This is a genomic window from Candidatus Aegiribacteria sp. (genome assembly GCA_021108435.1).
GTDB lineage: Bacteria > Fermentibacterota > Fermentibacteria > Fermentibacterales > JCC-6 > Aegiribacteria.
Genome location: JAIOQY010000049.1, coordinates 1 through 4,526, shown reverse-complemented (window position 1 = coordinate 4,526; position 4,526 = coordinate 1). Strand labels below are relative to the sequence as shown.

Annotated in this window: 4 protein-coding genes; all 4 read left to right on the top strand. The window is 48.3% G+C overall.

Annotated features, from left to right (window positions below):
- The coding region (locus K8R76_02880; GenBank protein MCD4847118.1) for an MdsD protein at positions 1-418 on the top strand (418 nt) is incomplete at its 5' end.
- A 110-nt stretch (positions 419-528) separates the two neighbouring features.
- Positions 529-1,722, top strand: a complete 1,194-nt coding sequence (locus K8R76_02875; protein MCD4847117.1) for an isocitrate/isopropylmalate dehydrogenase family protein — start codon at positions 529-531, stop codon at positions 1,720-1,722.
- A 5-nt stretch (positions 1,723-1,727) separates the two neighbouring features.
- Complete coding sequence (locus tag K8R76_02870; protein ID MCD4847116.1) at positions 1,728-2,288, top strand: HD domain-containing protein; 561 nt, start codon at positions 1,728-1,730, stop codon at positions 2,286-2,288.
- Positions 2,289-2,534: 246 nt separating this feature from the next.
- Positions 2,535-4,526 (top strand): hypothetical protein (locus K8R76_02865; protein ID MCD4847115.1); only part of this gene is annotated, 1,992 nt, incomplete at its 3' end.

The window sequence follows — 4,526 nt, the reverse complement described above, 5'->3', positions numbered from 1 at the left end:
TACTCACGATGAGATCATTCGAGAACTGGGACGCCCGGCTTACATGTTTTCACGCGACAGGCACGGAAACATTGCATTTGAACCCCTTGGCATATGGCAGAAACCGCTGGTGCTGCTGATAAACGAAAGATGCTACTCTGATGCAGAGATATTCCCGGGCGGCTGGAAGGAACTTGGCCTTGGTCCTGTAGTGGGCGAGGAAACATACGGCGCCGTCATAGGAACATCGGATGTATACCTTGTCGATGGAACATCGTTCAGGATTCCAGCTACCGGATGGTATACTTTAACAGGGGATAACCTGGAGAATACCGGCGTAGAGCCCGACATTCGCGTATTAGAGCAACCTGCTGACGCCGGATTGAATATCGACAGACAGCTTGAAGCGGCGGCGGAGATAATCATGGATCTGATCTGAAGCCATCCCGAATATTACGGGGGTTCTCCAGACCGGATGTTCAAAGTATTGTTGCCGCACGTCGAACAGGAAACCAATTTTGCTCAATTGATAACCGAAGGGAGAATTGAATGAAAAGGACTGTTGTGACCATGCCCGGAGACGGCATTGGAGGCGCAGTACTTGATGAAGCTCTGAAAGTGTTGGATGCTGCCGGATTTGAAGCTGAATACGTTCATGCCGATATAGGCTGGGAATTCTGGAAGAAGGAAGGCAATCCGCTTCCGGACAGGACGATAGACCTGCTGGAGAAGCACAGGATAGCTCTTTTCGGAGCGATTACGTCCAAACCGAAGGATAAAGCTGATGCCGACCTTGATCCTGCACTCAGTGGAAAAGGTCTGGTTTACTACAGTCCTATCGTGGCAATGCGCCAGCATTTCGATCTGGATATCTGCACTCGCCCTTGCAAGGCTTTCAAGGGCAATCCGCTCAATTTCATCCGCAGAGGGCCCGGAGAAACGATCGAGGAACCCCTTGTTGACGCTGTAATATTCCGTCAGAACACCGAAGGGCTCTACGGCGGTGTCGAGTGGACGAATCCACCTGATAATGTGTATGAAACACTTATGACACATCCGAAATTCAAAAAGAATTTCGCTGATGTCCCAAGGGAAGATCTTGCTGTTTCGACAAGAATATTCTCAAGAAACGCTTGCAGAAGGATTCTCAGAAGCGCTTTCGAGTATGCCGATAAATTCGGATACAGGAGTGTCACGATCTGCGAGAAACCGAACGTCATCCGTGAAACCAGCGGAATGATGCGTGAAGAGGGAAGAAAGATTTCGAAGGATTTCCCGAATATCGACCTCTGGGAGACCAACATTGACGCGCAGATGATGTGGCTCACAAAGAACCCCGAAGATTACGGTGTGCTCGTTTCAGGAAACATGTTCGGTGACATCGTTTCCGATGGTTTCGCGGGGCTGGTAGGCGGACTGGGTTTCGCATGCAGCGCGAACATTGGTGATGAAGTCGCGGTATTCGAACCCACTCATGGTTCAGCTCCAAAATATGCCGATTACGAGGTATCTATCGTCAACCCGATAGCAATGGTTCTCTCAGCATGTATGATGCTCGATCACATAGGAGAGACTGATAAGGCTTCAAAGATCAGAAATGCTGTCAAAACCGTCATAGCCGAAGGTAAAGCCCGCACTTACGATATGATGAAGCTCAAAGGCTCTCAGGATGTGCTTGAGCAGGGAGCTGCCAGCACATCACAGATGGGTGATGCCATTATTGAAGCCATGGAGAGGAACTGATTACTGTGCGAAATCGTATTGAAAAGCTTTTCGAAAAACAGCTCGAGAGAATTGAAAATCCAGAACTCAGGCGGAAAACAGTCGATATATGGGTAACCGCTGCGGAGGAGGGGGGATGGAATCCTGACGATCTGGAAAAAATACCATTCACACTCCTTACCGAGACACACGGCATCAACCTGATTCAGCATACGATAGCCGTTACCGAGGGCGCAATTGGCCTTGCGGATGCGATACGGTCCGCCTGCGATACGCCTTTTGAGATTGACAGGGATTTTCTTGTTGCAGGGGGTCTTCTGCACGATGTCGGAAAACTGCTGGAAATCGAGAAGACCGATGACGGTTACATCAAGGGTCACCACGGAAGGCATGCCAGACATCCGATCTCAGGTGCCATTCTGGCGGCAAAATTCGATATGCCGCTTGAGATAATCAACATAATAGGGTGCCACGCGAAGGAGGGTGAAGGCCGTCCACAGAGGGTTGAAACAGTTCTGATTCACCAGGCGGATTTCGCCACATTCAACCCGATGGTCATGCTCCAGAAAGGTCTCCTAATAACCTAGCATACGGGGACATGCACGCTCTGGTGCGTGTCCCCCATGGGGCGATATTTTAGTCAAGTTTATGGGGGACACGCAGCAGAGCCTGCATGTCCCCGATGACATTGACATTATTTAAGTTACTCTACATCCTTCTGTTGCTGGAACTTTTTTCCTTACAAGCCGTTTTACTGTTATGTGTTAAATGAATTTAGGAATACTATCCATATTCTGTATTTTCATAAGCCGGATTACTGGATGGAGGTTCAAATGTTACGAATATTGATGGTGCCGATACTGATAATTACATTTGCTGTCAGTGCAGATGTTCTATACCGAGCTGAAGAATATTCCGAAACAGCAGAATATCTTGGTCTGGATAGCGAAGGTATTCTCGTTGAATTTACTCTTCCTGTCCTGACAGAGGAAACCCTGTCTCTGCCTGGTTTTCCCGATGGATCTCTTCTTCGGGTTCCCGATGAAGGTATCGGTATGCCCTATGGTGCTCCCGACCTTCCTGTTATTCGCAGAATGGTGATGGTTCCGAATACCGGCGATATCAGAGCTGAAATTGTATCTTCCGAATCCTCTCCTCTTGGCATCTACAGTATTCCTCCTGCCCAGCCTTCACCCCTGAGAAGCGGTGAAGTGATTCCCTTCAGGATAGATGAGGAACTCTACTCTGTTTCCGAATTATATCCTGCCATGTCCGTTGAGGTTGAGAGTGTCATAATTCTCAGGGATATCAGGGTTGCATGGGTTCGATTCTGTCCTGTTCAGTACAATCCTGTTACAGGTGAGACAGTTATTACAACGAATGTTACGGTTCGTCTCATCGAAGATGGAATAGGTGAGAACGAGCTTCACAGAGCAAGCTCTGGAATTACCCGCAGTTTCATTCCTATTTATGAGGAAGTGCTCGGATTTGAGTCCGATGGAAGTGATGCTGTTAACGGATCGTATCTTGTAATCGGTACCGAAGAGAGCATCGGATATGCCCAGGATCTAATTGACTGGAACCGCCAGAGGGGTTACTTCATCATGTATGGTGTTGTACCTGACATCGGAAGTACTGCATCAGAGATTGACAGCTGGATAGAAAATGCTTTCTACAGTCCAAACCCACCCGAGTGGCTTCTTATCATGGGTGATCATAACATAGTTCCCACGCCTTATTACAGCAGTCATGCTGCTGATAATCTTTATGGTGTCATAGGTACGGGAACCAGTATTCCTTCCATTCACTATGGAAGGATTACCGGTTACGATATGGATGATCTTCCATACATTATTTCGAAGATATTCAACTACGGAAGCGACCCTTATCAGCCGCTTCAGAGCTGGTTTCAGAAAGCAATCAGCATTGGAGACACAGGATCTCTCGATCCTGAACATTCCTGGGACTACGCAGAGATCTTCATGGCTGCCGGAATGACTGTTGATTATTTCTGTTACGATGGCGGCATGGATCCTACCACTGAAAATGTTTTCAACTCGATCGAAGAAGGAAAATCACTGGTCAGCTTTATTGGCCATGGAAGCAAGACCTCCTGGAGTGCTCCTTCTTGCGGAAACATCAGTGATGTTCAGGGTATGAACAACGGTAGAATGATTCCGTGGATTAATTCAATAGCGTGTTCAAATGGTCAGTTTGATGCGGGATACTGCTTTGCTGAAGCCTGGATGGGCGAGGGCGAGATTGGCAGCCCGAAAGGCGCTGTGGGAATAATGGCCGCGACAACTAGCAGCCCTTTCGGACAAACCGATTCTCTGGCAATAAACACATTCCGCGGTTACTTTGAGGAGAATCTATGGCACATGGGAGCTGCTGTGGATTACGGCAAGATGAAGGTAGAAGAACACTACGGCACAGGAGCATATAACAGCAACCATATGCATATGATTTTCGGTTGTCCCGAATTCGATATCTTCACTGAAACATCACCGCTTGTCTATCTTGACGCGGATCACCTGGAGAACATACAGACCGGACCCTTTGATGTGACCGTGACAGCTGCTGGCTCTCCTGTCGAGGGTGCGCTGGTGGGTATAGTACAGGATACTGTTCTGCTTCAAAGCGCTTACACTGATGCTTCAGGTCTCGCAACGCTTGAAATACCGACAATTCCGACTTTAGAGGATGTCACGATCACAGGTACATTTCATAATCGTTATCCTTACGTGGGCACCGCATTTGTCGCTACGGGAATAGAGGATGGGCCGGATGCCGTGCATGTCTTCTCGCTTGCCGCTCCGAGTCCT

What these genes read in the sequence shown, in the direction of transcription:
- K8R76_02875 (MCD4847117.1), top strand. Translation starts at nt 529, where the DNA reads ATGAAAAGGACTGTTGTGACCATGCCCGGAGACGGCATTGGAGGCGCA.